Origin of the sequence: Thalassobaculum sp. OXR-137 (assembly GCF_034377285.1) — a bacterium.
Classification (GTDB): domain Bacteria; phylum Pseudomonadota; class Alphaproteobacteria; order Thalassobaculales; family Thalassobaculaceae; genus Thalassobaculum.
Genome location: NZ_CP139715.1, coordinates 2,314,101 through 2,340,744, shown reverse-complemented (window position 1 = coordinate 2,340,744; position 26,644 = coordinate 2,314,101). Strand labels below are relative to the sequence as shown.

Here is a 26,644-nt window from a genome sequence, read left to right as displayed (position 1 = left end):
ATCAGCCCCTGACCTGGCTGGTGAGCAGCCTGACGGCCTCTCCCCGGCCGGCGCCGTAGTTCAGCAGCGCCTGCCGCCCCCCGGCCGCATAGACCGCCACGGCCGCCAGCAGTTCCTTCAGGCGATCGGCGCTGGACAGATCGAACGGGCAATAGGCGCCGCGGGTCAGCGTCGCGATCTGCTTGAACGCCCGGGCGACCACCGGATTGCCGCCCTCGTGGAACGCGAAGACCGGCACCCCGAGCACCCCGAGTTCGCCCGCCGCGTGACAGACCGCGTCGATATCCTCCTCGAACGCGTCGCCGACGAAGATCAGGGCGCCGATCTTCTCGCGCTTGGTCTCCTTAATGGCGTGCTTGAGGATCTTGGCGATCTGGGTCTGGCCGCCGAGGCAGCGCACGCCGGTCATCACCTTGCCGAGCGCCTTGGGGTCAGAATGCCATTTCGACGCCTTGCACTCGCCGTAGCCGCGATAGAACACGAGCTGCACGTCGAGCCCGCCTAGCGCGGCGGTCTGGTGAAACATCTCCGCCTGAATGTGACAGGCCCGGTCCCAGGTCGGCTCCCGGCTGGCGGTAGCGTCGAGGGCGAAGACGAGCCGTCCGCGCCGGCCGGTTCCCGGCTGCGCCGGCATCGACCGGACGGTGGACAGGAAGGCGTCGATCTCGGATCGCGTCGAGATCTCGCCGCCCACCGGGTCCGGTGTCGTCGGCAGTTTGCGGTCTCGGTCTTCCCTGGTACCCATCACTCGCCCGCTTTCCGATGCCCGTTCGGGCCCGTCCGTTCCCCTGTCCGGGTCTCTGCCACTAAGATCGGTTCTCCGGCGCCGGATTCCAACATTTTAGCGCCATCGACTTACAGGCCGGGGAGGAAACGATGCAGGACCAGCCCGACCGTCCGGATTTCCGCATCCGGCCCATGCAGGAGGCCGATGCGGACCGGGTCATCGCCATGATCGCCGCGCTGTCGGCCCATGAGGGCGCACCGCCGCCGCCGATGGACGCAGCCGAACTCATCCGCTGGAGCCTGGGAGACGACGCCCGCTTCTCCGCGCTGGTTGCCGAACGGCGCGGCCGGGTGGTGGGCTATGCGCTGTTCCACGAGAGTTTTCATATCGGCCGGGGCCGCCCGGGAAGCGCGCTCATGGACCTGTTCGTGGACCGCGGCCACCGGCGGCGGGGGATCGCCCGGGCGCTGCTCGCCGCCGTCGCCCGGACCACCCTGGCGCGGCAGGGCGACTGGATGACCTGGCAGGCGCATCCGCGCAACGTGGAGGCGCTGACCTTCTACGAGGCGATCGGCGCCCGGCGCTTCGCCGCCGCGGATTTCGAGATGGCGGACAAGGCCCTGGAACGTCTTATTCACGAATAACGGGAAAAATCACGGACTGAATACTCTTTTATGATATATGCTGCCGCTTCCATCGATGGTGTCGGAGGAAGATCCCATGGCATCCGAGCGCAGCGCAGGCGCCGTCCTTTGGCAGTGCATCCGCTACACCCGCTTCAACCTGCTGGTCATCGCGGTCGGGGTCTTTTTCCTGATCGGCGCCGGCCAGGGCGCGGACATCGTCCTCGGTCTCTCCCGCGGCATCGCGCAGGAGGTCGCCCTGTTCTATTTCGGGGTGAGCCTGTGGGCCTGGCAAAGCTGGTTCTGGGCGCGCTACATCCTGGTCACACGGGGGATCGACCGACGCCGGGCCGTCGCGTTCACCGACCCGGTGGAGCATCCGGCACAGGCGGGGGCCGGTTATGTCCCCCCGGTGCTGCCGGCGGGAGAGCGGCGGATCGTCTCCTGGTATCCGCGCATTCTCGGCCTCGTCGCCTATCTCAGCGCCATTTCGATTCTGGCCACCACCCATGGCGTCGATAACTGGCTGACCCAGATCGCGGTCGCGCTCGCGGCGGTCTATCTGCTGGCGGTCTGGAAACGCACCGCGCTCGGCAGGCCCCGGCCGCAGACCGGCATCAACTGGAAAGGCCAGGGCAGTCTCGGCCTGATCGTGCCGATCACCGTCGCGGTCTCCCTGGCGACCGCCATGATCAGCGGGGTCTTCGCCCTGGCCGATCCGGTGGCCTACGGCTTCACGGTGGGGGCGGCGCCGGTGCTGTTCCTGGCCCTGGCCTCGATCCTGCCGATCGGGTCGCTGCTGGTGCACGTCACCCAGGCGCACGGCTTTCCCATCATCACGATCCTGGCGGTTCTCGCGGTCGTCAGCGCGTTCTGGGTGGAGAACCATCAGGTCCGCAGCGTGGGGGTCGAGCGTCTCGACCGCCCGAAGATCTGGCAGGTCATGACCGACTTCGAGGACCGGTTCGACACCGATCCCGACACCGTGGTCCCGGCCGTCTTCGTCGCCACGGCCGGCGGCGGCATCCGGGCCGCCTACTGGACCGCGCGCGTCCTGAGCGAGGCGGAGCGGGCCCTGAAGGAGAGCGGCCATCCGCGTCCGCTGTCGGACCATGTGGTGGCGATCAGCGGCGTGTCCGGCGGCAGCGTGGGCAGCGCGTTCTACACCGCGGCGCTCGCGGATCTGGGACCGACGGCGGACAAGTGGCCGGCCCTCGACGCGGCGATGACCCACGACTTCCTGGGCCCGGCCCTCACCGGCCTCATGGTGCAGGACCTGATGCAGTCTGTGGTGCCCTGGCCGATGTTCGAGGGGCGCGGTGCGATCCTGGAACAGTCCTTCGAGAGGGCCTGGGCCGCCCAGGCGCCGGACGGCATCGGCAGCCTCGCCAGGCCGTTGCGGGAGGTTGCCACGACGGTGCCCCGGTGGTTTCCCCGCCTGCTGCTGAACGGCACGAATACCGTCACCGGCCAGCGGATGATCGCCGGCACCCTCGACCTGATCGACGACGCCGACCAGCAGGTGATCGTCAACGCGCTGGATCAGCACGCCTTCCTGTTTCCGGCCGGGGACGGCAAGCCGGCAGCCGACATGCGCCTCAGCACGGCGGCGCATAACAGCGCCCGGTTTCCGGTCATCAGCCCGGGCGGGATGCTGAACAACGGCGGCAGCGCGGTGGTGGACGGCGGCTATTTCGAGAATTTCGGGGCGGCGACCCTGGTCGACCTGCTGACCTACATCAAGATGCGCCGACGCATCGGGGACCGCTCTCAACGCATTCTCAGGCCGATCCTGATCCAGATCTCCAGCGATCCGCAGCTCGGTCGCCAGCTGTCGGAGAACGCGCCGCCGAAAGAGGTGGACGGCGCGCTGTTCACCCTGTTCGGCCATCCGTTCCGGAACCGGCTGTGGAACCTGATCGGCGCGCCGGTCGGCGGGATCGTCTCGCCCCGCGGCGCCCGCGGCGTTCTGGCGGGCCAGCATCTGCGGCTGTGGGATCTCGATATCGGTTTCGGCGACGACCGGGCCCGCATCGTCGATCCGGTCTGGCTGCACTTCCGCATGGACGTTCCGGACCGGCAGATCGCCGGCTGCGAGGACTCCATCGATATCGAGCCGCCGCTGGGCTGGGTGCTCTCGGCGGATGCACGGGCGTCCGTCCAGGAAATGATCCGCTGCGTCGAGCACAATACGGAGACGATGGCGAAGCTGGTGGAGGCGATCCGCGACGCCGGCGGACAGCTCAGCCGGACTGGCGGGCCCGGGGACGGCGTTCGGGAAGCTGCAGCGCATTGATCAGCGCGCGCACTTCCTGACGGGCGGCGACATGGGACATCCGGGGCCGGTTCGCGTCCGTCCGGGCCCGGTCGTCGAACATGTCCAGCATGGTCAGCCCCTGCAGGAACAGCTCGCGGAAGATCACGCGCTCGCTGAAACCCGGCGCGATCCGGAAGCCGATGCGGCGCGCCAGGCGCTGCAGCACGTCGGCCATTTCCTTCTTGTTGTTCGCCTCCAGGGTGGAGAGGCGGTTCCGCATGACGATCCAGTCGATCGAGCCGCCGTCGCGCTGGGCCCGGGCCTTGCGCTGGTCCCAGACCATCTCGGCATAGACGCTGGGCCGCGCCATCTCGCCGGTCTGGCCGTCCACATGGGCGACCACGTCCAGGTCAATGAAGCTGTCGTTCACCGGCGTGACCAGGGTATCCGCGTAGGAATGGGCCACGCGGGCCAGGTAGCTGTCGGTACCGGCGCAGTCGATGACCACGTAATCGACCAGCCCGCGCAGCTTCTCCAGGATCGCCTCAAACCGCTGGCGGTCCTCGGCCCGGGCCTCGTCGCGCACGGGCTTCTCGGAGGGAGCCAGGAAGAAGTGACGGGGCATCGGCAGCTTGCGCTGCTCGCGCTGGATCGTCGTCGCCCGGTTGGACAGGTAGCGGGTCAGCGTCCACTGGCGCGCGTCGAGATCGATGGTGCCGACGGCGAAGCCGAGCCGCAGCAAGGCAACCGTCAGGTGCATGGAGGTGGTCGACTTGCCGGAGCCGCCCTTCTCGCAGCCGACGACAATGACATGCGCCGGCTCGCCCGGCAGGGCGTCGTTGGCGGGGGTCGAGTCTACGGCTGTATCGGCCACGGCGATTTTATTCCATGCGATTTCGACACCATGACTCGTTACAGGCGGAACGGGTTCCGCGCAAGCACGCGGTGCGCGGAGTGGGGGAACAGCGACGGCCCTTCGACACGCCCCCTGGATCAATCCCGGATTAAATCCGGACAGGGGGCTGCTCAGGGCGAGGCGCTATCGAAAAGGTCTCGCTTTGTTGAGGACCTCGCCCTGAGCAGCCCCGGCTGTTAGGCCGGGGCGTGTCGAAGGGTCAGGCCCCGCGCACCCACACGGCCGTGTCGTGGAACACCGCGCCGCCCATGGGCGGTGGGCTGTCGGCGGAGGTCAGCAGGTTGATGCCCACGCCCTCCTCGAAGGCCGCGTTCGGCCAGACGGATTCGACGATGACCGTCCCCTTCTGCACCCCGTCGAACAGCCTGGCATGCAGCACCACCGACCCCTGTTCGTTGCCGAGCCGCACCCGACCGCCGTCCTCCACGCCGAGCTCGGCCGCCGCGTCGGGATGCAGCATCACCGTCGGCCGCCCCTCGCGCTTCTTGCTGGTCGCCGTCTCGGTGAACGAGGTGTTCAGGTAGTTGCGGGCCGGGGCCGTCACCATGCGGAACGGCTTCTCCTCGGTCGCCCGGTCGACGATGTCCACATGGTCCGGCAACCCTTCCAATCCCGCCCCGCTCGGGCCCAGGGCCGACCAGTCGGCGCGGAACCGGAACTTGCCGGACGGGGTCGGGAAGCCGTTGGCGAAGCGCCTGTCGGCCTCCTCCTTCGGCCCGACATCGAGCCAGCGCCGCTCCACCATCTCGGCGAAGCCCGGATAGCCGGATTTCTTCAGGGTCGCGTCGAGCAGTTCGGCCTCGGTCATGTGGCAGGACGGGTGGTCGCCGCCGAGCTTCAGGATCAGGTCGTTCAGCAGGCGGTGGTTGCTGCGGCAGTCGCCCGGCGCGTCGATGACGGCGTCATGCACCTCCAGATGCGGATGCCCGCCGGCGGTGTACAGATCGGCATGTTCCAAGAAGGTGGTCGCCGGCAGAACCACATCGGCATGCCGGGCGGTCTCGGTGAGGAACTGCTCGTGCACCGCCACGAACAGGTCCTCGCGGTTGAAGCCCTTCAGCACCCGACCACTGTCCGGGGCCACAGCCGCCGGATTGGTGTTCTGGATCAGCATGGCGGTGACCGGCGGTCCCCGGCGCACCACCGCATCCTCCCCGGTCAGCACCGGACCGATCCGCGACATGTCGAGCACCCGGGTCGCCGGGTCCAGCCGGTCCGTCGCCTCGATCAGCGACTTGTCGACCTTGTAGTAACCGTCGACCTTCCACAGGGCCCCGCCGCCCTCGTACTGCCATTTGCCACCCACGGTCGGCAGGCAGGCGACCGCATGGACCTGCATCGGCCCGTTGCGGGAGCGCGCGAAGCCGTAGCCGACCCGGATATAGGCCCGCTGGGTCTCGCCGTAGCGTTTGGCCAACGCCTCGATCTGGGCGGCCGGCACACCGCTGATCGCCTCGGCCCATTGCGGCGTGCGGCTCTTCAGGTGGTCTTCCAGCTCGGCCACGTTCTCGGCGAAGCGGGCCATGTAGTCCCGGTCGGCATATCCATCGCGGAACAGCACATGCATCATCGCCGCCGCCACCGCGCCGTCGGTGCCCGGGCGGACCATCACATGCTCGTCGGCCGCCTCCGCGCTGGGGGTGCGGTAGGGGTCGACGACGACGAAATGCGCGCCGCGCTCCTTGCGGGCCCGGGCGACGTGGGTCATCACATTGACCTGGGTGGAGACCGGATTGCCGCCCCACATGATGATCAGGTCGGACTGCGCCATCTCCCGCGGGTCGGTGCCCTTCACGTCGCCCATCCCGGCGATCCAGCCAGCCCGCACGACGGTGGTGCAGATGTTCGCATCCTGGCGCGAATAACCCATGACGTTGCGCAGACGGTTGATCCCGTCGCGGTTCACCAGGCCCATCGTTCCGGCGAAATAATACGGCCAGACCGTCTCGGCGCCGTGTTTAGCGGTGGCCTCGGCGAAAGCGCCGGCGACCCGGTCCAGCGCCTCCTCCCAGGAGATCTCGCGGAACTGGGTGGAGCCCTTCGGTCCGGTGCGCAACAGCGGCTTCATCAGCCGTTCGGGATGGTGCACCCGCTCGGCGTAGCGCGCGACCTTGGCGCAGATCACCCCGGCCGTGTAGTCGTTCGCCGCCGCGCCGCGGATGCGGCCGATGGTCGAACGGTCGATCCGCTCCACCTCCAGGGCGCAGGCGCTGGGGCAGTCGTGCGGGCAGACGGAGGCGACGGTGTCGAGCGGCATGACGAAAGCCTAGAGGGGTCCGACGGCCGAGTCACTGGCACATTCCGAAATCGTCGGGCAAACGCCTGAGTTGCATTGACCAACCGAAAAGCCCTTCTTATGATACTGGAATTCTGAAAATTCCCTCATAGGGTCAAATAGTTATGCTGCGTCAGTCTGACTACAGGGGTTTCTATTTCTTCTCGGAACGTCCGATCACTTACACGTTCAGTGTTGGCGGCGTATCCGACAATTTCTCTGAGCTCGATCAGTCTTACCAAGACCGGTTCCGCTCAGCGCTGGATGCTTGGTCTTCTCAATCAGACCTTACTTTCGAAGAGGTTCTTGATCCGTATGCCGCTCAGGTCCTTATCTCCTGGGCACTAACTAGTAACGGCTCAGATGGGGATGGCCGAGGCGGTAACATTGTATATACGCAGATGTTCACCACTGATGACGACTTAATAGTCGGAAACAGCGCACTAGAAGGCGTACATATTCTTCTCGACAGATCAGATATAGATTACTTCGATCGAGCATCACTTATAGGTATCGGTCAAATTTTAGGCATCGAAATTATTACTCATACATCATCTGTTATGAACACATTCGAAAAAAATCACACGTCTTTGACAGACTACGACGTCTCGATCATTCAGTCTCTGTACGGCGCACCTGGTAGCGGTAATACGGGCGAATGGAAGGGAACGGCCGCGGCCGAAAGCATGGCCGGCGCGCCCAACTCAGATATATTTTATGGCGCCGGCGGTGACGACACGATCTTCGGATATGGCGGCGATGACCTCGTATATGGGAATCAAGGGGAAGACTTGCTGTTTGGCTCTTCCGGCAACGACACACTTTATGGCGGCCAGAACGGCGGGGTGCCATCCGGCACTCCATCCGCCCTGCGGGATGGACATGACCTCATCAATGGAGGCATCGGAGACGATCTCGTGTATGGAAATCATGGCGGAGACTACCTGTCGGGAGGCTCAGGCAATGACACCATCTATGGCGGTCAGGACAGTGACACGATCGAAGGGGGACCCGGCAATGATGTGCTGTTCGGTAACCTGGGTTCCGATATCTTCAGCGCCGGATATTACCTCTCAAACTTCGGGCAGGACACGATCTACGGATTTGAACTTGGTGTCGATTTTATCTACAAGACCAATGATACCGTTCCTTCGTATGGCTATGTCGATGATGCTTTTCTGGTCGATTTCGGTCGGTACGGATCGTTCCTGCTCGTAGGCGTCAATCCCGAAGACCCGAATACGATATATCTGTGATGAAGAATATCTTTGCTCGACCTCCCTATTCGACCGCCGGAAGTGGCACGTCGCCGAGATAGATTCCCAGCCCCAGCGCCGTGCGCACGACGATGTCGTCGGCGGAGACCGGGCGCTTGTTGGACACCACGTCCTCGATGGACACGTCGCCCACGCCCCGGTTGCGCCAGACCGCTACCCGACCCGTCTTGCCCTTGGCCATCAGGTCGACCGCATGGACGCCGAGGGCGCTGGCCAGCACCCGGTCGGCCGCGTTCGGCTCGGCGCCGCGCTGGACATGGCCGAGCGTGGTGACGCGCACGTCGGCGCCGATCCGCTTCTCCAGTTCGTCGCCGATCCACTCGCCGATGCCGCCATAGCGCTCGCCGCCGCCGGGGCGCGGGCGCATGGCCTGGGTCCCGTCGGATTTCGGCGTCGCCTCGGCCACCACGATCAACGAGAACCGGCGGCCGTGATGACCCACGCTCTGGATCGTCTCGACCACCCCTTCCATGGAATAGCGGAACTCCGGGATCAGACAGACATCGGCGCCGCCGGCGACGGCGGCATGGGTGGCGATATGGCCGGCATCGCGGCCCATGACCTCCAGGATCATCACACGATTATGGCTCTGCGCCGTGGGGTGCAGCCGGTCCAGCGCCTCCACCGCCACCGTCACCGCCGTGTCGAAGCCGATGGTGGTGTCGGTGCCGAAGACGTCGTTGTCGATGGTCTTGGGAATGCCGATGAAGGGCAGGTCGGCGCGCTGCATGATCTTGTCCAGGATCTGCATGCTGCCGTCGCCGCCGATGCCGATCAGGCCGTCGATGCCGAGGTCCTTCAGGCCGGTGACGATCTCCTCCGACCGGTCCACCGGTCCGTGCGGCGAGGGAAAGGCGAAGGGGTCGCCGGTGCTCACGCTGCCCAGCATGGTCCCGGCGCGGCGCAGCATGTGGCCGTCGAAGCCGGACGGGTCCAGGGGATGGACCCGCATCGGGCGCTCCATGACGCCGCGGGTGCCGTCCTCGATCCCGATCACCTCCCAGCCGTAGATCGTGTTCGCGTGGAGTACGACCGCGCGGATCGCGGCGTTCAGGCCGGCGCAGTCGCCGCCGCTCGTCAGTACCGCAATCCGTTTGGTCATTCTTTTCCCTCGTTCAATCCGTCGGTGCATCTCTTGGCCCGCGGCGCCGGGCCGTGCCATGCTCCCCGGGACACGAGTAAGCCGGACCGCGCCGCATGACCGATCTGAAGATCGTCGACTCTCATCACCATCTCTGGGACCTGGAGGCGAACTATTACCCCTGGCTCATTGACCGCCCGGAACCGCATTTCTTCCTCGGCGACTACACTGCGTTGAAACGCACCTATCTTCCAGAGGACTACAAGCGAGATGCGGTCGGTTTCGACATCGTCAAGACCGTGCACTGCGAAGCCGAGTGGGACCGGGACAACCAGGTCGCCGAAACCGAGTGGCTGACCGCGCTCGCCGCCGAGGCCGGAATGCCCGATGCCATCGTCGGTCATGTCTGGCTGGACGATCCCGAGGTCGAGGCGAAGCTGGAGGGCCATTGCCGCTCGCCGCTGATGCGCGGCATCCGCTCCAAGCCGGTGACCTCGGCCGCCATCGACGCGCCGCGGCCGGACGGCGCGCGCAGCCTGTCCGATCCGGCCTGGCGCCGCGGCTATGCCGCGCTGGGGCGGTTCGGGCTCAGCTACGATCTGCGGGTGCCGTTCTGGCATCTGGGCGAGGCGGCCGAGCTGATCGAGAAACACCCGGAGATCCCGGTGGTGGTGAACCATACCGGCTTCCCCTGGGACCGCTCGCCCGAGGGCCTCGCCGCCTGGCGGGCCGAGATGAAGCGCATCGCCCGGATCCCCTGGGTGCACCTGAAACTCTCCGAACTCGGGCTCAAGGACGCGCCCTGGAGCGTGGAGAGCAACCGGGGCGTGGTGCTGGAGGCGCTGGAGATCTTCGGGCCCGAGCGCTGCATGTGGGCCTCCAACTTCCCGCCGGCCAGCCTGCGCGTCGGCTTCCGCGACCAGTTGGAAGGCTTCCTCGAGATCCTGTCCGGCCTGACCGGGCCCGAGCTGGAAGCGGTCTTCCACGACACCGCCACCCGCTTCTATCGTCTGTGACCGACCGATGCCTTCAGGGGGACTGACCGCGTGACCGATTTCCACGAGACCTTCCGATCCGCCGTGCCGCCCTGGGAATGCGACATCGTCGAGCATTTCACGGTGGCCTATTACTACGAGAAGTTCCGTGCGGCCGGCGACCGGGCGCTGCTCGGCCTGGGCGTGCTGGCGAAGGAGGCGCGCACCACCGCCTGCTACACCCGCTACAAGAAGGAACTCCGGGCCGGCGACAGTTACCGCATCGTCTCCGCGCCGATCCGGGCGACCGGCGACGGTGTTTCCGGCGGCGGGCTGACCATCGGCCACAAGCTCATCGACATGGAGGCGGATGCCGTCGCCGCGACCACCGAGCAGACCTTCGCCCTGGACAGCCCGATCTCCCTCGACGGCTATGCCGAGTGGGACGGCGACCCCCGCGAGGCGCGCCCGGCCGTCGGCGCCGACGCCGAATGGGTGCCGGCGGCAACCGACGTGGTCTTTCCCAAGGACGTGGACGCCTATGGCCGGCTGACGCTGGACGCCATGGTCCACCGCTTCACCGCCGCCGGCGGGCAACTGCTGAACGCCATCGGCTGGACGCCGTCGCATATGCGCGACAACCGGGTCGGCTACTCGACCTTCGAGTTCCAGATGACGCTCGGCGCCCTGCCCTGGGTCGGCGTGCCGCTGGACACCGAATCCACCATCGGCGGCATCGGCCGGTCGTCCATGCGCATGGTGCACCGGATGATCCGGGCCGATACCGGCGACCTGGTAGCCGAGCTGTCCCAGTTCGGCGTGCATCTGGATATGAACGCCCGGCGCCCCTCCTCGATCCCGACGGAGATCGCCGAGGCCGCGCGTGCCCTGGCCGGAGAGTGACGATGACGGCGATGCCCGAGATCCGCGAAGGCGGGCTGGACCTGGCCGAGGTGCACGCGCTGCTGCAGACCCATCTCGACACCATGGCCCTGCACTCGCCGGCCGAGAGCCGCCATGCGCTGGACCTGAGCGGGCTGCGGGTGGCGGAGGTGACGTTCTGGAGCGTGTGGGAAGGCGATGCCCTGATCGGCTGCGGCGCCCTAAAGGAGCTGTCGCCGGACCACGGCGAGATCAAGTCGATGCACACCGCCGCCGCCCATCGCGGCAAGGGGGTGGCCGGCCGGATCGTCGAGCATGCGATCGCCAGGGCCAGGGCACGGGGCTACACGCGGCTCAGCCTGGAGACCGGCTCCCCCGACGGCTTCGCCGCCGCCCGGGCGCTGTATGCGCGCTACGGCTTCACCGAGTGCGGGCCGTTCGGGGACTACCGGGAGGATCCCTACAGCGTGTTCATGACGCTGGAGCTGGGGTAACCGCTCCCTTTCTCCTACACACACTCCCCGGATTTATTCCGGGGTGAGACCGCAGCTCACGCGAACATTGGACCCAATCCGCATGCGGTTCGCCTCGCCCCGGAATAAATCCGGGGAGTGTTCAAAATTACGTTTCCTCCACCACCCGGTTCACCCGCTCGCGCCAGACCAGCACGATGGCGCCGGTGACGATCAGCGCGGCGCCCACGATCGACAGCGGCATGGGTATCACCCCGAACACTGCCGCATCGTACAGCGCCGCGAAGACCAGCGTGGCGTAGAAGAACGGGATCACGTAGCTGGCATCCGCCCGTTTCATCGCCTGGATGAACAGGCTCTGGGCGGTCACCATGGTGAAGCCGATGGCGGCGAGCACCATCCACTGCTGCTGCGTCGGCCATTGCCAGACCGTCAGCGCCACGCAGAGCGCCACGGTCGCGCCGATGGAATTGTTCACGAACAGGATGCGGACCGGCGGCTCGCCGCCACCCTCGGCCTTGCCGGCGAGCTGCTTGACGAAGATCACCTCGAACGCCCCGAACACCGCCGCCCCCAGCGCGATCAGCGCCGCCGGTTGGAACGCCGCCATGCCCGGCCGGATCAGCACCAGCGCCCCCAGCACCGCCGCCGCCGCCGCTCCCCAGCGCCACGGCCCGACCCGCTCGCCCAGCAGCGGGATCGCCAGCACCATGGCGATCAGCGGATTGAGGAAGGAGATCGCCGTCGCATCCCCCAGCGGCATCAGTGCCGCCGCGGTAAAGATGCAGGTCACCGTCGCCCACCCGGAGACCGAGCGGTAGACGTGCAGCCGCCACTTCGTCCCCGCGAAGCCCGGCCGCATGATCAGGATCACCGGCACGAGCGCCATCCAGGCGAACAGGAACCGCCCCGCACTGACCATGAAGCCCGGCAGCGGCGGCCCCAAGAGGTCCTGGCCCAGTACCTTGGCCATCAGTGTGGTGGCCGCCACCAGCGAGGCTGCCCCGGTCATGAACAGGGCGGCGACCGTCAGCCGGCGGCGATCGATCGCCTGCTCCACGGACAGGTCAGACGGCACCCTTGTCCCTTTCGGCGGCGATCTCCTCGGCGGACAGGCCGAGAATCTCCGCCAGCACCTCGTCGGTATGCTGGCCCAGGGTGGGCGGGGCGTAGCGGTAGCGCACCGGCGTGCCGGACAGCTTCACGGGGTTGGCGATCAGCGGCACCGTCCCCTCGCCTGCCAGCGGGTGGGGCAGGTCGATGCGCATCCCGCGCGCCTGCACCTGCGGGTCGGCGAAGGCGCGGTCGATGGTGTTCACCGGCCCGCACGGCACCTTGGCCGCCTCCAGCGCCGCCACCCACTCGTCGGTGGTCTTGGTCATCATGTAGTCGGGCATCGCCGCGTAGAGCGCGACCCGGTTCTTCAGGCGCAGCGGGTTGGTGGCGTAATCCGGATTGTTCTTCAGCTCGTGCGCCCCGGCCACGTCGCACCAGCCCTGGAACTGCCGGTCGTTGCCGCAGGCCAGGATGACGTGGCCGTCTGCCGTGGGGAACACCTTGTAGGGCACGATGTTCGGGTGCTCGTTGCCCATGGGCTTCGGCACCTCGCCGGAGACCAGGTAGTTGGTCCCCTCGTTCACCAGCCAGGCCACCTGGGTGTCGAGCAGACAGACGTCGATATGCTGACCCTCGCCCGTCCGGTCGCGGTGGCGCAGGGCGGCGAGAATGTTGGTGGCGGCGTACATGCCGGTCATCACGTCGGCGATGCCGACCCCGACCTTCACCGGTTCCACCCCCGGCGTGCCGGTGACAGACATGATCCCGCCCATCCCCTGAGCCAGGAAGTCGTAGCCCGCCCGTTCCGCATAGGGGCCGGTCTGCCCAAAGCCGGTGACCGAGCAGTAGACCAGGCCCGGGAACTCCTCCTTGAGCTGGTCGTAGCCGAGACCGAGCTTGGCGAGCGAGCCGACCTTGAAGTTCTCCACCAGCACGTCGCATTCGGCCAGGAGCCGCTTGGCCAGGGCGATGCCGTCGGCGCTGGCAAGGTCGATGGTGATCGAGCGCTTGGAGCGGTTGGCGCAGAGGTAATAGGCGCTCTCGGTCGTGTCCTCGCCGTCCGGCCCCTTCACATAGGGCGGCCCCCATTTGCGCGTGTCGTCGCCCTGGCCCGGCCGTTCGATCTTGATCACATCGGCACCGAGATCGCCGAGAAGCTGGGTGGCGGTGGGGCCGGCAAGGATGCGCGTCAGGTCGAAGATGCGCACGCCGTCGAGCGGAAGGGCGGACATGGGGGCCTCGTATGCGGGTCTTGGGGGTTCGTTATCGTGTGAGCGGACGCAGGGCGTCAGCGCGTGAGAGGACGCAGAGCGTCCTGGCTGGGTTTGCTGGTGGCGATCGACTCCACCGTGTCGTAGGCGTCGGACCAGGCGGCGAGGGTCGGGTAGGTCTTCCGCCAGTCCGGCACCAGCTCGTAGAACTCCATCATGCCGATGCCGGCAACGATGCAGAGCGTGTCGAAGCTGATCGGCGGCGCCCCCGCCGGCACGCTCAGGGTCTTGTTCAGATGGGCGAGGCCGCGGCGGACCTGGATGTCGGCCACGTCGAGCATGAACTTGGAGCGGTCCTCCTCCTGGCGGCGCGTCTCGCGCGACCAGACGGTGGCCACGTCGAGGAAGGCGAGCGACTGGGCCTCCGAGGCCACCGCCGGCCAGTCGCCGTACGGGGCAACGGTCTGTTTGCCCGACTTCTCGTCGAGATAGGCGCAGATGTGCCGGGCTTCGGACAGGACGAGGTCGCCATCCTCCAGCAGCGGCACCCGACCGAGCGGCGAGATCGGGATGACCGGGCTGTCGGGGGTGCGCAGGCCGACCCAGTCGAGCTCCAGTTGCTCGCCGAGGCCGCTCTCGATCGCGGTGACCCGGCAGATCCGGGCATAGGGCGAGTTCGGGGTGTAATAGAGCTTCATGGCGGCGGCCTCCCGTCGGTTCTTCTGGCGGCCGACACCCTACAGCAGGCAGCGCGCGGAAGGAGGAGACAGATTTGAACAGCGTGGGAACGTCTTCAGATCCATTTCCAACCGACTTCCTGGACGGACGCCGGACACCGTCCGGCGGCCGATCCAGGATCCTGTACCCGGCGCCAGAATCACGGTCCTGGATCGGCCCCCGGATCAAGTCCAGGCGCCGTCCAGGAAGCCGGAAAAATTTGGAGTGCGTCCCTTACGCCACCCGGTCGCCCTTCTTCACCTGCACGGTGCGGTTATCCACCGCCGGCAGCATCTTCGCCGGGTCGCGGGTCACCACCACGTCGAGCACCGTCGGCCGACCCGTCTCCGCCAGCGCCTTGGCCAGCGCCGGGGCGATCTCGTCGGGGGTCTCCACCCGGATGCCCTGGCAGCCGAAGGCGCTCACCACCTCGGCATAGTTGGTCTCCGCCAGGTCGGAGGACTGGTAGTTCCCCTCCCCGTACATCAGGTGCTGCAGCGCCTTCACGTAGCCGGACGCGGCATTGTTCACGACGATCACCGTGAAGGCCAGGCCCAGGCGCCGCGCCGTCTCCAGCTCGCCCAGCACCATGTTAAAGCCGCCATCCCCGGTCAGCGCCACCACCGGGCCGAGCCCGTCATGCTGTGCGCCCAGCGCGGCCCCGATCCCGCCCGGCACGCCGTAGCCGATGGAGGCGAACCCGCGGTCCGGCACGAAGCCTCGGCCCGCCTGCTTGGTGTCGTAGACCAGCCCGCCCCAATGGGCCGCGAAGCCGCCATCGGCCACCAGGGTCGCGTCGGCGGGCAGCGCCTTGTTCAGCTCGTTCAGCAGCCGGGCCATGTTGATCGGCGAGGCATCGTCGTTCAGCCGGCCGTCCACGTCCTGGCGCCAGGCGGCCATGCGCTTGGGCACATCCGCCGCCCAGTCGGCCAGCTTCTCCTTCAGCCCGCGCCCGGCCAGTGCATTGCGCAGCTCGTCCAGAGTCGCCTTGGCGTCTCCCCACAGGCTGAGCGCCGGCATCAGGGTGCGGCCCATCTCCTCGGCGACGATATCCAGATGGATGACGGTCTTGCCCTTGGGCGGCACGGTGTAGCGCTTGGTCGCGATCTCGCCGAGCTTGCAGCCGACCACGAACAGGACGTCGGCCTCATCGATCAGTGTGTTGGCGATCCGGTCGTAGCGCCCGAACAAGCCGGCCGACAGCGGATGGGTGCAGGCGATGGCGCCCTTGCCGGACATGGTGTGGGCGACCGGCATGTTAGTCGCCTCGGCGAAGGCGGTGACGCTGTCGGCCGCCCGGCTGATATGCACGCCGCCACCGCAGAGCATCAGCGGCCGCTCGGCCGAGGCCAGCATGTCGACGGCGGTGTCGAGCGCGGTGGCGTCCGGCCGGCTGCGCAGGGCCGGGGCGGCGCGGTGGATCGGGTCGACGACAAACTCCTCCTCGTCGAAGCCGTAGGTGCCGTGGCAAATGTCCTCCGGCACGTCGAGCACAACCGGGCCGGGCCGCCCGGAGGTGGCGACGGCGAAGGCGCGGCGCACCAGCTCGGGGATGCGCTCGATATACTCGACCCGCAGCACCTCCTTCACCGCCGGGCGCAGGATGTCGAGCTGTCGGGATTCCTGCGTCATGTTCTTCCAGGAATGCAGCCGGTGGCTGTCGCCGACGATGGCGACGATGGGGATGCCGGCGTTCAGGCTCTCCACCAGGGCGGTGACCAGGTTGGTCGCCCCCGGGCCGAGGGTGGCGTCGACCACGCCGACCCGGCCGGTGACCTTGGCATAGGCATCCGCGGCGAAGGCGCCGCAGCGCTCGTCGTTGATCAGGTAATGCTTGAGCCCGAGGCGGCGGGCGGCGTCGTAGAACGGCAGGAGCTGGAAGCCGCCCATGCCGAACATCGGGCCGGTCTCGAAGGCCTGCAGCATTCGCGCCAGCGCTTCGCCGCCGGTCATCTCGTTGGTGGTCATGCCAATACGCTCCCAAACATTAAGCCGTCATCCTGACGCATGTCAGGGTCTGCATTCCGTCGCTCCCCGGCCCTTCGACACGCCCCCGCGAAGGCGGGGGCTGCTCAGGACGAGGTCGAAAAAAACATAAAGGCCTCGCCCTGAGCAGCCCCGGCTGAAGGCAGGGGCGTGTCGAAGGGCAAGCTCGTCACATCTTCATCAGCTTCCGCGCCGTCTCCGCGATCATCGCCGCCGTGACCCGCACGGTGTCCTCCAGCGGTGGGGCGTAGGCGATGGGTACGCGCGGCGCGCCCAGGCGCTTCACCGGTGCCCTGAGGTCGCGGAAACAGACATCGGACACGGTCGCCGCGATCTCCGCGCCGAAGCCGCCGGCCTGCACGCTCTCATGGGCCACGATCAGCCGGCCGGTCTTCTTCACGCTGTCGAACACCCGCTCCTTGTCCCAGGGCCAGAGCGTGCGCAGGTCGATCACCTCCACCGAGGCGCCCGCATCGTTCAGAGTCTTCGCCGCCGCCATGGTCTCGTGCACCGTGGCAGACCAGGACACCAGGGTGATGTCCGTTCCCTTGCGCAGGAACCGGCAGCGGCCCAGCGGCAGCGGGTCGTTGTTGTCGACCTCGCCCTCCAGCGCCCAGAGGTTCTTGTGCTCCATGTAGACGACCGGGTCGTCGCAGCGGATGGCGGATTTCAGCAGGCCGTAATTGTCCACCGGGCTCGAGGGGCAGACCACCACGAGGCCGGGGATATGGGTGTACCAGCTCTCCAGGCTCTGGGAGTGCTGGGCGGCCGAGGAGCGCCACATGCCCATGGGCTCGCGTACGACGATGGGCACCTTGGCCTGGCCGCCGAACATGTACCGGGCCTTGGCCGCCTGGTTCACCAGCTCGTCGACGGCGCAGAGGGCGAAGTCGGCGAAGCGCATCTCCACCACCGGCCTTGTGCCGGACAGGGCGGCGCCCACCGCCACGCCCATGATCGCCGCCTCGGAAATCGGCGCGTCGGAGATCCGGTCGGGGCCGTAGATCTCCGGAAGGCCCTTGTACTGGCCGAACACCCCGCCCCGGCGCAGGTCCTCGCCCAGGGCCCAGACGGTCGGATCGCGCTGCATTTCCTCGTGCAGCGCGTTCTTGGCGGCCTCGCCATAGGTCATCGTCACCATGTGCGGGGCCTCCTCAATACGCGCCGTTGCGCGGATCGCCGACGTCCTGGACATCGGCAAAGGCGCGGGAGAGCGGCGGCCAGGGCGCGGCCTTGGCGTCGTCATAGACCGCGTCCATCTCCTCGATGGCATCGCGCTCATGGGCCGCGAGCTGGTCGCCGCGCACCCCGGCATCGGCCAGGGTCTGCGCCAGCCGGGTGATCGGGCAGCGCTTCCAGGCGGCGGCCACGTCGTCGCGGGCGCGGTAGCCGTCCGGATCGGCGGCGGTATGTCCCGTCAGCCGGTAGGTCTTGGCGTTGATGAAGCGCGGCCCGCCGCCGGCGCGTATCGCGGCGACCGCGTCGCGCACCGCCTCGTCCAGGGCGACAACATCGTTGCCGTCCACCTCCACCGCCGGCAGGCCGATCGCCTGCGCCCTTGCGGCGGGGCCAGGACCGGCGGTCATGTCGGCGGTGCGGGTGGTCGAGGCGTAGCCGTTGTCCTCGCACACGAACAGAGCCGGCAGCTCGAACACCTTGGCCCAGTTCAGCCCTTCCAGGAATGGGCCCCGGTTGATCGCGCCGTCGCCGAAGATCGAGCAGGCGACCCGGTCCTCGCCGCGCAGCTTGATCGCATGGGCGGCACCGGCGGTGATGTGGATGTTGGCGGCGACCACGCCGTTGGCGCCCAGCATGCCGACCGAGAAGTCGGCGATGTGCATGGAGCCGCCCTTGCCGTGGCTGGTCCCGCCCTCGCGCCCCAGCAGCTCGCGCATCATGGCGGTCGGGTTCGCGCCCTTGGCCAGGGTGTGGCCGTGGCCGCGATGGGTGGAGGCGAGAATGTCGTCGGTGCGCAGGTTGGAGCAGACGCCGACGGCGATGCCTTCCTGGCCGATGGAGGGGTGGATGGCGCCGAGCACCAGTTTCTCGGTATTGGCGCGAAGGGCCGCTTCCTCGAAGGCGCGGATCCGCCACATCAGCTTGTGATGGGCCAGCAGCCGGTCGAGATCGAGGTTACGCGCCGCCCCTGGCGTGCGTGGGTCTGCCGTCACGACTGTCCTCCCCCGAGTGGACACCGGTCTTGTCGCCGGATGGCAAAACCTTAGAGAGCGGGGGGATAGGGGGTCAAGTCGAGGATGGTTAACCGCGGTCAGGCATGGTCGAGGCCGAACGCTTCCAATATCCGCGTCGCCGCCACCGCCGGGGTCGTGTCGCCGTCGACCACGGCGGCCTCCAGCTCGGGCACCAGGGCCTTGACCTCCGGGTGGCCCTCCAGCGCGCCGATCAGCCGGTCGCGGACCATGGCCCACATCCAGCGCACCTGCTGGCCGGCGCGCTTGCGCTCGAAGCTCCCGGCCGCCTCCAGTGCCTGGCGGTGCTCCTTCACCGTGCCCCAGACATCGTCGATCCCCTGCTTGACCAGCGCCGAGCAGGTCAGCACCCGGGGCGACCAGTCGGGATCGGCCTGCTGCAGGATGTGCAGCGCGCCCTTGTACTCGCGCGCCGCCCGCTGGGCGCGGTCCTTGTTGTCGCCGTCGGCCTTGTTGATCACCAGCATGTCGGCGATTTCCAGGATGCCCTTCTTGATGCCCTGGAGCTCGTCGCCCGCCCCCGGCAGCATCAGGACCATGAACATGTCGACCATGTCGGCGACCGTGACCTCGCTCTGGCCGACGCCGACGGTCTCCACCAACACCACGTCGAAGCCGGCGGCCTCCACCACCACCATGGACTCGCGGGTGGCGCGGGCGACGCCGCCGAGGGTCCCGGCCGAGGGCGAGGGGCGGATGAAGGCGTTCTCGTCCTGGCCGAGATCGGTCATCCGCGTCTTGTCGCCCAGAATGGACCCGCCGGAACGGCCGCTAGTCGGATCGACGGCGAGGACGGCGACCTTGTGGCCGCTGCCGGTGAGGTGCTTGCCGAGCGCCTCGATGAAGGTGGACTTGCCCACGCCCGGCACGCCGGTGATGCCGACCCGGTGGGCCGCGCCGGCATGGGGCAGCAGGCGGACCAGCATTTCCTGCGCCAGCTCCCGGTGGGCCGGCTTGCGGCTTTCCACCAGGGTGATGGCGCGGGCGATCACCGCCCGGTTCCCCTCCCGCACGCCGGCCACATAATCGTCGACCGACAGCGTACGGCGGCGGGGCTGGGTGGCCGGGGCGTCTGTCATGGGATCCTTACTGGAGCACTTTAATCTTGATCACTCCCCGGATTTATTCCGGGGTACTCCCGTCCGCTCGCGATACCGCAGACGGCGAAGCGGCCCAACCGATCGCCCCGGAATAAATCCGGGGAGTGAGTATGGTTGGGAAGGTTGGGGAAACTCTCCCAAGCGCCTCCCTCAGGCCGCCCGGGTTTCGTCGCCGAAGGTGTCGAGCAGCTTCTTCAGCAGGTCGATGGCCGCCTCGGCGATCACCGTGCCCGGCGGGAAGATCGCCGCCGCACCGGCCTTGTAGAGCGCGTCGTAATCCTGCGGCGGCACCACGCCGCCGACCACGACCATGATGTCCTCGCGCCCCAGCTTGGCCAGTTCCTCGCGCAGTTCCGGCACCAGCGTCAGATGCCCGGCCGCCAGCGACGAGGCGCCGACCACATGGACGTCGTTCTCCACCGCCTGACGCGCGGCCTCGGCCGGGGTCTGGAACAGCGGGCCGATATCCACGTCGAAACCGAGATCGGCGAAGGCCGTGGCGATCACCTTCTGGCCGCGGTCGTGGCCGTCCTGGCCCATCTTGGCGATCAGGATGCGGGGGCGTCGGCCCTCCTGCTCCTCGAATTCGGCGACGAGCTGCTTGACCTGGTTCACCACAGCGCTCTCCCCTACTTCCTTGGAATAGACGCCTGAGATCGCCTTCACCTCGGCCACGTGACGGCCCCAAACCTTCTCCAGCGCCATGGAGATCTCGCCCACGGTCGCCCGGGCCCGCGCCGCGTCGACGGCGAGCGCCAGCAGGTTGCCCTCCCCGGTCTCCGCCGACTTGGTCAGCGCGTCGAGGGTGGCATCGACCTTGGACTGGTCGCGCTCCGCCCGCAGCCGCGCGAGCTGTTCGAGCTGACCCTTGCGGACCTTGGCGTTGTCGACCTTCAGGATCTCGATGTTCTCGGGATCGTCGGTCCGGTACTTGTTCACGCCGACGATGGTCTGGCGGCGGCTATCGATGCGCGCCTGGGTGCGGGCGGCCGCCTCCTCGATCCGCATCTTCGGAATGCCGGCCTCGATCGCTTTGGCCATGCCGCCGTAGCTTTCCACTTCCTGGATATGCGCCCAGGCCTTCTCCGCCAGATCGCGGGTCAGCCGCTCCACGTAGTAGGAGCCGCCCCAGGGGTCGATCACGCGGGTGGTCCCGGTCTCCTGGGCGATCATGAGCTGGGTGTTGCGGGCGATCCGGGCCGAGAAGTCGGTCGGCAGCGCCAGCGCCTCGTCCAGGGCATTGGTGTGCAGCGACTGGGTATGGCCGTGGGTGGCGGCGAGCGCCTCAACGCAGGTGCGCGTCACGTTGTTGAACACGTCTTGAGCCGTCAGCGACCAGCCGGAGGTCTGGCAATGGGTGCGCAGGGACAGGGACTTGTCCGACTTCGCCCCGAATTCCTTCACCAGCTTGGCCCAGAGCAGGCGCGCGGCCCGCATCTTGGCGACCTCCATGAAGAAGTTCATGCCGATCGCCCAGAAGAACGACAGGCGCGGCGCAAAGCGGTCGACGTCGAGACCGGCATCCATGCCGGCGCGGATGTACTGCACGCCGTCGGCCAGGGTGTAGGCCAGTTCCAGGTCGGCCGTCGCCCCGGCCTCCTGCATGTGATAGCCGGAGATCGAGATCGAGTTGAACTTCGGCATCTTCTCCGAGGTGAAGGCGAAGATGTCGGAGATGATCCGCATGGAGGGGATCGGCGGGTAGATATAGGTGTTGCGGACCATGAACTCCTTGAGGATGTCGTTCTGGATGGTCCCGCTGAGCTTCTCCGGCGCCACGCCCTGTTCCTCGGCGGCGAGGATGTAGAGCGCCATCACCGGCAGCACCGCACCGTTCATGGTCATCGACACGCTCATCTCGTCCAGCGGAATGCCGCTGAACAGGGTCTGCATATCCATGATGCTGTCGATCGCCACGCCGGCCATGCCGACATCGCCGGCGACGCGCGGATGGTCGCTGTCATAGCCGCGGTGGGTGGCGAGGTCGAAGGCGATGGAGAGACCCTTCTGCCCGGCCGCCAGGTTGCGGCGGTAGAAGGCGTTGCTCTCCTCCGCCGTGGAGAAGCCGGCATATTGGCGGATCGTCCACGGCTTGGTGACGTACATGGTCGGGTACGGGCCGCGCAGGAACGGCGGGATACCAGGCCACGTGTTCAGGTGATCGAGGCCTTCCAGATCCTCCGCCGTGTAGAACGGCTTCACCGCGATGCCTTCCGGCGTCAGCCAGGGCTCGGCGTCGGGGGCAGAGGCGGCGGTGCCGCGGCCCAGGTCGAGGCTGGCGAAATCGGGTATCCGGCTCATCACTGGCCTCCCTCGTTCAGAACGCCGAGACGGCTGAGCACGCCGCGCACCGTGGCGAGCGTGTCGTCGCCAGCATAGATGTAGCCGTCGATCCCGGCCTGCCCCCAGGCGGCTTCGTGCTCGCCCGGCCGGCCGGCCAGCAGCACCTCGCGGGCGCCGGCGGCCTTCAGGGCCTTGGCGGTCTCCGCCGCCCGGTCGGCATAGATGCTATCACTGGAGCAGATCACGGCCAAATCGGTCCCGGCCTCGGTCAGGGCAGCCTTAACGTCGCCGGTGTCGGCGTCCACATCCACACAGGCAACGCCGCCGGTGCCGAGATGGTTGCGCGCGAAGGTCGCCCGCGCCGTCGACATGGCGGGCCCGCCGAGCAGCACCAGCAGCGCCGTGGGGCGCTTTGCCGCAGCGTCGGAGGCATCGCGCAGGATCTCGAACGCCTCGCCCAGGCGGTGAACGGTCGGGGCCTGAATGGTTTCGGCGGGGCCGTGGGTTTCCAGCAGCTTGTCGAGGGTCTGATCGCCCGACAGCCCCTTGGCAGCGCCGGCCACCAAGGCGTCGCGATCGACTTCTCCGACGTCCACCGGCGGCTCGTCCACCTTCGGGAAGGCGTTCACGCCGGTCAGTTCCTCGCGGCGGCCGGCGATGCGCCGCTCGCGCTCGGCCCAGGCCTCCGCACAGTCCTTGGCGGCAGCGCCGGAGGTCAGGTGCCTGGCCATGCCGCCGGCCGCCTCGATGACGCGGAACCGCTCCCAGGCCTTGGCCGCCAGCTGGTCCGTCAGGCTCTCCACGTACCAGCTCCCGCCGGAGGGATCGCCGACCTTCGCCAGGTTGCTTTCCTCGGCCAGGATGACCTGGGTGTTGCGGGCGATGCGCCGGGCGAAGCCGTCTGGCAGGCCGCAGGCATGGCTGTAGGGCAGCACGGTGATGCTGTCGGCCCCGCCGACCGCACCGGCAAAGGTGGCCACCGTCGCGCGCAGCATGTTCACCCAGGGATCGCGCCCGGCCCAGGCATTCGGCGCAGTGATCACATGCAGCCGCATGGAGCGGGCGTCCTCGGCCACGCCGCAGGCGCCCAGGATCTCGGCCCAGAGCCGGCGGGCGGCCCGCAGCTTGGCGATGCCGAGGAATACGTCCACGCCGACCGGCAGGGAGAACTCGATCTGTTTGGCGGCATCCTCAACCGACAGGCCCGCCGCCTCCATCGCCCGCAGATAGGCGACGCCGGTGGCCAGCGCGTAGGCGAGATCCATCGCCTCGTTCGCCCCCGCACCGTGATAGGCGGAAGTATCGACCGAGACCGTCGTGACGTTGGGATAGGTCTTCGCCGTCTCGGCCGCCAGCCTGGCCATCCGGGACATCGACGCGTCCAGGCTCTCCGGCAGCATGCCCTCGCCGGCCAGCGACCCAAGCGGGTCGGCGCCGAGATGGCCCAGCACGTCGGTCTCGGCGATGCCGCGCTGCTTCCAGACCGCCTGCATCATCGCCGCGGTCGCGCCGAACGCGCCGCCCGGCTGCAGCGAGACGGTGGCCGCCTCCAGAAACACGTCCTTCAGCGCCGCATCGACCGCCTCGACCGAATGCAGCAGGACGCCGTCGACCCCGGCATTCTCCGCATCGCTCGCCGCGGTACCGCCACGCCGGCCGGCCTTGTCCAGGCGCAGGATCACGGAATTGGCGCCGCGCTCCAGGTCGGTCAGCACCGCCTTGTTCACCGCCACCGGATCCGGATGGGCATGGAGCTGACGGATGTCCCAGCCATGGGCGACCCGCTCCAGCGCCCCGGCATTGCGGGTCGCGGCGTCGGCCGGCGTCTGCTCGGCATCGGCTGCATAGATCGGATCGGTGACGATCCCTTCGGCCAGGCGCCGGGTCAGCGCCTTGTCGAAGGGAGCGCCCTTCAGCGCCGCTTCCGCCAGCTTGCGCCACGCATCGCGGTCGGCCGCCGGGAAATCGGCGGCAAGGGTCAGACCCTCGGTATCGGCGGCAGTGGTCTCGGCGTCGGTCATCGCACTCCCCGTGCCCGTCTCAGCATGAACCGTCGTTCATCAGATACGATCTGATCGCCGATCAGGCAACTGGCCGTAATCTATACGCACCAAACGGAGACCGTCGCTCCGCCCGTGACCTCGGGGTCGGAAGGTGGCAAAAGAGGCGCCATGACGCCGTCCGACCATACCCGCCCGAACTGGCTGGCGCCGGCCATCGCCACCGTCATCCTGCTGATCCTGGTGGCGACATCGGCGGGCGGGGCGAACTGGCACCTGTCGGCCATGGTCCTGGCGACCGTGGCCGTGGTCGTCGCCCTGCTGCACCGCCTGCTGCCGGGCAGCCGGTTCTTCTCCATCACCTTCGCCAACGCGATCAGCGTCTATGCCTGCATCTACGTCTCCTTCCTGGAGGCGCGGTTCGAGCCCGCGACCCGGCTGGTCGAGGTGGTGGCCTTCCTGCTGCCGATCCTGGGCTTCGCGCTCGCCGTCGTCGTCCGCCGCAAGGGCATCCGGGCGGTCATCCTCTCGGAGCATCCGCGTATCGAGACCCGGTTCGACCGGGTGTTTCTGTGGCTGCTGCCGGTGGTGCTGATCGGCGTGGCGAACTTCCTGGTACCGATGCAGGACTGGGAGCCGGCGGCTCGAAGCGCCTGGCTGTTCGCCAGCATGTCGGTGATCGCCGCGATCATCTTTCTGGCCGGCCACAGCGTGGCGGTGTTCCTGGTCGATACCGGGCTGCTGTTCGAGGATTTCTATCTGACGGCGGCCCGGCTGGTGAAACCGGCCTTCGCCTTCCTGACCTTCTATTCGCTGATCACCGTGATCTTCGCCGCGATCTACCGCCTGATCGACCGGTTCGACGGGGTGCCGACGTTCACCTTCTCGGGTGTTTCGCGGGATATCGGGTTCTCGGAAAGCCTCTACTTCTCCATCGTCACGCTGTCCACGGTGGGGTATGGAGACATCGTTCCGCTGACCCATGCGGTGCGCGCCGTCGTGGCGGTGCAGATCGTGCTGGGCATCATTCTGCTGCTGTTCGGCTTCCAGGCGGTGCTGCGGTCCACCCGGGATACCTGACGCCAATGACCTCTCTCTCCATGACGACATCCGACGAGACGACGCATCTGCGCATCGCGCTGGCCTGGGTGATCGGGCTGACCGTGCTGCGGCTGTTCGCCAACGCGCTGACCGGACTGGAGCTCTACGGCGACGAGGCGCAGTACTGGACCTGGGCTCAGACCCTCGATTTCGGCTATTTCACCAAGCCGCCCCTGATCGCCTGGATCATCGCCGCCACCACCTCGGTCTGCGGCGACGGCGAGGCCTGCGTACGGCTGTCCTCGCCGCTGCTGCATGCCGGCACGGCGCTGGCGCTGTACGGCCTCGGCCGCAGCGTGGCGGACAGCCGGGTCGCCATGTGGTCGGCGCTGATCTGGATCACCCTGCCGTCGATCGCCTTTTCCAGCCTGATCGTTTCCACGGACGTCCCGCTGCTGTTCAGCTGGGCGGTGGCGGCGGCCGCCTATCGCCGCCTGCTGGATACACGGGCGTGGCGCTGGGCGGCGGTCGCCGGTATCGCCATCGGCCTGGGAATGCTGGCGAAATACGCCATGGCCTATGCCTTTCTCGGCATCGCCCTGCATCTGGTGCTGAGCCCGCGCGACCGCTGGATCCTGCGCGACCTGCGGGGCCTGCTGATCCTGGCCCTGGCGCTGCTGGTCCTATCGCCGAACCTGTACTGGAACGCCGCCAACCATTTCGCCACGGTGGCCCATCTCGGCGACAACACCAATCTGGGCGCCGACTCCTCGCAGAAATTCCGCATCTCCAAGGCGCTGCAGTTCCTCGGCGAACAGGCCGGCGTGTTCGGCCCCGTCCCCTTCGCCATCCTGGCCTGGCGCATCGTCGCCTTGATCCGCGGCCGGGCAAGCGAGGCGGAGAAGTTCCTGCTGGCCATGGCCCTGCCGCCGCTGGCGATCATCACCTTCCAGGCCTTCCTGTCCCGGGCCAACGCCAACTGGGCGGCAACCGCCTATCCGACGGCGACGGTGCTGGTTGCCCTGTGGCTGGTGGCCCAGGCGCCGCGCTGGATGCGGTACGTGACCGTGGTCCCGCATCTGGTCGCCTGCCTGGCCTTCGCGGTGATCGTCGCGGTCTGGCCGACCGTGCGGATTCCGCAGGCCGACCGCGGCTTCTCGCGATTGACCGGCTGGGAACAGGTCGCCGATGCCGCCCGCGGCGACGTGCTGACCAATCCGGACCTGCCGATCCTGATGACCGACCGGATCGCCATGGCGTCGATGCTGTACTACATGCGCGACCAGCTCGGCGTCGGCACGCTGCAGCCGGGCAAGCGGCCGGTCTATGTGTGGGACTGGAATCACCGGCCCGAGCACCATTACGAACTGGCGGTGCCCTACGATCCGGAGACGACGGACAAGGCGCTGATGATCACCGACTGGGAGGATCCCGGCCCGATCCTCGCCCATTTCGAGACCACCGAGCAGATCCGCGTGATCTCCATCACCAGCTACGGCCGCACCAAGCGGCTGGAGATCTGGCGGGTCGCCGGCTTCAAGGGCTGGGAGTAGGG

The 26,644-nt window shown here is 67.8% G+C and carries 21 protein-coding genes; 8 read left to right on the top strand and 13 right to left on the bottom strand.

Translation table 11 applies throughout. From position 1 onward, the window contains the following. Nucleotide 1 precedes the first annotated feature (1 nt). Complete coding sequence (locus T8K17_RS10945) at nucleotides 2-745, bottom strand: vWA domain-containing protein (protein WP_322334543.1); 744 nt, start codon at nucleotides 743-745, stop codon at nucleotides 2-4. Between the two features lie 131 nt (nucleotides 746-876). On the opposite strand from T8K17_RS10945, the gene T8K17_RS10940 reads away from it, so the two are divergent. Further along, nucleotides 877-1,371 carry a GNAT family N-acetyltransferase gene (locus T8K17_RS10940; protein ID WP_322334542.1) on the top strand — a complete coding sequence of 165 codons (495 nt, stop codon included), beginning with the start codon at nucleotides 877-879 and terminating at the stop codon, nucleotides 1,369-1,371. Nucleotides 1,372-1,447: 76 nt separating this feature from the next. After that, entirely contained in the window at nucleotides 1,448-3,646 is a 2,199-nt protein-coding gene (locus T8K17_RS10935; protein ID WP_322334541.1) for a patatin-like phospholipase family protein, read from the top strand. On the opposite strand, the gene T8K17_RS10930 is transcribed toward T8K17_RS10935, so the two are convergent. Together T8K17_RS10930 and T8K17_RS10925 are read right to left on the bottom strand one after the other, a co-directional pair. Continuing rightward, a complete protein-coding gene (locus T8K17_RS10930; protein WP_322334540.1) occupies nucleotides 3,594-4,481 on the bottom strand; it encodes a division plane positioning ATPase MipZ in 888 nt (295 codons plus the stop codon). The two genes, T8K17_RS10935 and T8K17_RS10930, sit on opposite strands and share 53 nt — an antisense overlap. Before the next feature lie 241 nt (nucleotides 4,482-4,722). Beyond that, nucleotides 4,723-6,780 carry a molybdopterin oxidoreductase family protein gene (locus tag T8K17_RS10925; RefSeq protein WP_322334539.1) on the bottom strand — a complete coding sequence of 686 codons (2,058 nt, stop codon included), beginning with the start codon at nucleotides 6,778-6,780 and terminating at the stop codon, nucleotides 4,723-4,725. A gap of 143 nt (nucleotides 6,781-6,923) precedes the next feature. Here T8K17_RS10925 and T8K17_RS10920 point away from each other — a divergent pair, with 143 nt between their 5' ends. Then, nucleotides 6,924-8,054 carry a calcium-binding protein gene (locus T8K17_RS10920; RefSeq protein ID WP_322334538.1) on the top strand — a complete coding sequence of 377 codons (1,131 nt, stop codon included), beginning with the start codon at nucleotides 6,924-6,926 and terminating at the stop codon, nucleotides 8,052-8,054. Between the two features lie 25 nt (nucleotides 8,055-8,079). Here T8K17_RS10920 and T8K17_RS10915 read toward each other — a convergent pair whose 3' ends face one another. Continuing rightward, on the bottom strand, nucleotides 8,080-9,177 hold the full coding sequence (locus tag T8K17_RS10915) for an ATP-dependent 6-phosphofructokinase (RefSeq protein ID WP_322334537.1): 1,098 nt from the start codon (nucleotides 9,175-9,177) through the stop codon (nucleotides 8,080-8,082). A 95-nt stretch (nucleotides 9,178-9,272) separates the two neighbouring features. Between T8K17_RS10915 and T8K17_RS10910 the strand changes: the two genes are divergently transcribed. The 3 genes from T8K17_RS10910 to T8K17_RS10900 are packed head-to-tail and all read left to right on the top strand — an operon-like array spanning nucleotide 9,273 to nucleotide 11,506. Next, nucleotides 9,273-10,172, top strand: coding sequence for an amidohydrolase family protein (locus T8K17_RS10910; RefSeq protein WP_322334536.1), 900 nt, complete (start codon nucleotides 9,273-9,275; stop codon nucleotides 10,170-10,172). A gap of 30 nt (nucleotides 10,173-10,202) precedes the next feature. Further along, on the top strand, nucleotides 10,203-11,033 hold the full coding sequence (locus T8K17_RS10905) for a thioesterase family protein (protein ID WP_322334535.1): 831 nt from the start codon (nucleotides 10,203-10,205) through the stop codon (nucleotides 11,031-11,033). A gap of 2 nt (nucleotides 11,034-11,035) precedes the next feature. Continuing rightward, the gene (locus T8K17_RS10900) at nucleotides 11,036-11,506 is read left to right on the top strand and encodes a GNAT family N-acetyltransferase (protein ID WP_322334534.1); all 471 of its coding nucleotides are present in this window, start codon (nucleotides 11,036-11,038) and stop codon (nucleotides 11,504-11,506) included. 127 nt (nucleotides 11,507-11,633) lie between these two features. Here the strand turns inward: T8K17_RS10900 and T8K17_RS10895 are convergent, their stop codons facing one another. From T8K17_RS10895 to T8K17_RS10855, 9 genes are all read right to left on the bottom strand, one after another. Next, nucleotides 11,634-12,563 (bottom strand): DMT family transporter, encoded by a 930-nt coding sequence (locus tag T8K17_RS10895; RefSeq protein WP_322334533.1) that lies wholly within the window; start codon nucleotides 12,561-12,563, stop codon nucleotides 11,634-11,636. Continuing rightward, on the bottom strand, nucleotides 12,553-13,773 hold the full coding sequence (locus T8K17_RS10890) for a CaiB/BaiF CoA-transferase family protein (protein ID WP_322334532.1): 1,221 nt from the start codon (nucleotides 13,771-13,773) through the stop codon (nucleotides 12,553-12,555). The genes T8K17_RS10895 and T8K17_RS10890 overlap by 11 nt, the downstream gene beginning before the upstream one ends. Before the next feature lie 56 nt (nucleotides 13,774-13,829). Continuing rightward, on the bottom strand, nucleotides 13,830-14,450 hold the full coding sequence (locus tag T8K17_RS10885) for a glutathione S-transferase family protein (RefSeq protein ID WP_322334531.1): 621 nt from the start codon (nucleotides 14,448-14,450) through the stop codon (nucleotides 13,830-13,832). Between the two features lie 253 nt (nucleotides 14,451-14,703). After that, on the bottom strand, nucleotides 14,704-16,437 hold the full coding sequence (locus tag T8K17_RS10880) for a thiamine pyrophosphate-binding protein (RefSeq protein ID WP_322334530.1): 1,734 nt from the start codon (nucleotides 16,435-16,437) through the stop codon (nucleotides 14,704-14,706). Between the two features lie 187 nt (nucleotides 16,438-16,624). After that, nucleotides 16,625-17,596, bottom strand: a complete 972-nt coding sequence (locus T8K17_RS10875; protein ID WP_322334529.1) for an alpha-ketoacid dehydrogenase subunit beta — start codon at nucleotides 17,594-17,596, stop codon at nucleotides 16,625-16,627. Nucleotides 17,597-17,609: 13 nt separating this feature from the next. Beyond that, complete coding sequence (locus T8K17_RS10870) at nucleotides 17,610-18,626, bottom strand: thiamine pyrophosphate-dependent dehydrogenase E1 component subunit alpha (protein ID WP_322334528.1); 1,017 nt, start codon at nucleotides 18,624-18,626, stop codon at nucleotides 17,610-17,612. A gap of 98 nt (nucleotides 18,627-18,724) precedes the next feature. Further along, on the bottom strand, nucleotides 18,725-19,744 hold the full coding sequence (gene meaB / locus T8K17_RS10865) for a methylmalonyl Co-A mutase-associated GTPase MeaB (protein ID WP_322334527.1): 1,020 nt from the start codon (nucleotides 19,742-19,744) through the stop codon (nucleotides 18,725-18,727). Nucleotides 19,745-19,915: 171 nt separating this feature from the next. After that, the gene (gene scpA / locus T8K17_RS10860; protein ID WP_322334526.1) at nucleotides 19,916-22,066 is read right to left on the bottom strand and encodes a methylmalonyl-CoA mutase; all 2,151 of its coding nucleotides are present in this window, start codon (nucleotides 22,064-22,066) and stop codon (nucleotides 19,916-19,918) included. Then, nucleotides 22,066-24,069 (bottom strand): methylmalonyl-CoA mutase family protein, encoded by a 2,004-nt coding sequence (locus T8K17_RS10855; RefSeq protein ID WP_322334525.1) that lies wholly within the window; start codon nucleotides 24,067-24,069, stop codon nucleotides 22,066-22,068. The genes scpA and T8K17_RS10855 overlap by 1 nt, the downstream gene beginning before the upstream one ends. 150 nt (nucleotides 24,070-24,219) lie before the next feature. On the opposite strand from T8K17_RS10855, the gene T8K17_RS10850 reads away from it, so the two are divergent. Together T8K17_RS10850 and T8K17_RS10845 are read left to right on the top strand one after the other, a co-directional pair. Continuing rightward, nucleotides 24,220-25,128: a potassium channel family protein gene (locus tag T8K17_RS10850; protein WP_322334524.1), complete on the top strand. Its 909-nt coding sequence runs from the start codon at nucleotides 24,220-24,222 to the stop codon at nucleotides 25,126-25,128. A gap of 5 nt (nucleotides 25,129-25,133) precedes the next feature. Next, nucleotides 25,134-26,642 carry an ArnT family glycosyltransferase gene (locus T8K17_RS10845; RefSeq protein ID WP_322334523.1) on the top strand — a complete coding sequence of 503 codons (1,509 nt, stop codon included), beginning with the start codon at nucleotides 25,134-25,136 and terminating at the stop codon, nucleotides 26,640-26,642. The last annotated feature ends 2 nt before the right edge of the window (nucleotides 26,643-26,644 follow it).